A 1,781-nucleotide genomic window follows, 5' to 3' on the forward strand; every position below is an offset into this window, starting at 1 on the left:
GACTCACTGGTTATGAGCGGACGGATCGCTCTCCGGCGCCGCCACCTGTAAACGGCATGGCGCGGGCGTCTGTGCGCTCGATCACATTCAATTCGCCGTTTTGATGCGCGTCGTCATTCAGGATTCCAACACGTCCTTGACGATGGTCGCCAGCTGCTTGAGCGAAAACGGCTTCGGCAGGAAGCCGAAATGGGCCTCAGCCGGCAGATTCCTGGCAAAGGCGTCCTCTGCGTAACCCGAAACGAAGACGAACTTGATATCCGGCTGCCGCTTGCGCAGTTCGCCGAGCAGCGTCGGCCCGTCCATCTCCGGCATCACGACGTCGGAGACGACGATGTCGACCTTGCCGCCGAGCGCCTCGAACACTTCCAGCGCCTCGACGCCGGAGGACGCCTCGTGGACGGTATAGCCGCGCGAGGTCAGCGCCCGCACGCCGCCCATGCGCACTGCATCCTCGTCCTCGACGAGCAGCACGGTGGCCGAGCCGGACAGGTCCTTGGCGGCTTCCGCCGGCTTCACCGGCGCCGCCGGCGCCTCGCCCGGCTCGCTTGCCGGCCTCGCCTCCGCGATGTGGCGCGGCAGGAAAATGCGGAACACCGAACCCTTGCCGACTTCCGAATCGCAGAAGATGAAGCCGCCCGTCTGCTTGATGATGCCATAGACCATCGACAGGCCGAGCCCGGTGCCCTTGCCGACCTCCTTGGTGGTGAAGAAGGGTTCGAATATCTTCTTCAGCACGTCAGGCGCGATGCCGGTGCCGGTGTCCTCGATCTCGACCACGACGTAGTCGGCCGGGGTGAGCTCGCGGTAGGAGAAGCTCTTGCATTCCTCGGCCGTGACGTTGCGGGTGCGCACCGCGAGGTCGCCGCCCGCCGGCATCGCGTCGCGCGCGTTGACGGCGAGGTTCACCACCACCTGCTCGAACTGCCCGATATCGACCTTGACCGGCCAGAGATCGCGGCCGTGGTCGATCTTCAGCTTGATGTCGTTGCCGACCAGGCGGGCGAGCAGCATCCTGAGGTCGGCCAGGACATCGGTGAGGTTCAGCACTTCCGGCCGCAGGGTCTGCTTGCGCGAGAAGGCGAGAAGCTGCCTGACCAGCGAAGCCGCCCGGTTGGCGTTCTGCTTGATGTTCATGATGTCGGGGAAGGACGGATCCGACGGACGGTGGTTGGTCAGCAGCAGGTCCGACGCCATGATGATGGCGGTCAGCACATTGTTGAAGTCGTGCGCGATGCCGCCGGCGAGCTGGCCGACCGCCTGCATCTTCTGGCTCTGCGCCATCTGGCCCTCGAGCGCCTTCTGCTCGGTGGTGTCGACGGCATAGACGATGGCCGATTCCTCGGCGCCCTCGCCGCCGGTGCCCTCGGCGACCGCATTGACGTAAAAGCGGATATGCCGCTCCTCGTTGCCGGGCAACAGCGTGTCGATCGGCTCGATGTCGGCCTGCCGTTGCCTCGCCTTCTCGAAGGCCTCGGCGAACGCCGCCCGGTCGCGCTCGTGGACGACGGTGTCGAGCCGCACGCGGCGGTCGACAGCGTCGCGATCGACGACCGAGGAAAACAGCGACAGGAACGGCGCGTTGGTGCGCAGGATGCGGCCGCTGGCGTCGACGCCGGCGATCGCCATCGGCGTCGAATTGAAGAAGCGGGTGAAGCGGACTTCCGAGGCGCGGAGATCGGCGGAGGCATCCTCGCCCTGGGTGCGGTTGAGCACGATGGTGCGGGTCGGACCGCTGACGCCCTCGCGGCTCGCCGAGACGCGGTGCATGAAGCGTACCG

General features: G+C 66.3%; 1 protein-coding gene. It reads right to left on the reverse strand.

The genetic code is table 11. The features are described 5' to 3' along the window. Positions 1-117 precede the first annotated feature (117 nt). Positions 118-1,781 (reverse strand): PAS domain-containing sensor histidine kinase (locus EN780_RS33400; RefSeq protein ID WP_133372854.1); only part of this gene is annotated, 1,664 nt, incomplete at its 5' end.

Origin of the sequence: Mesorhizobium sp. M4B.F.Ca.ET.089.01.1.1, from assembly GCF_004022605.1 — a bacterium.
Lineage (GTDB): Bacteria > Pseudomonadota > Alphaproteobacteria > Rhizobiales > Rhizobiaceae > Mesorhizobium > Mesorhizobium abyssinicae.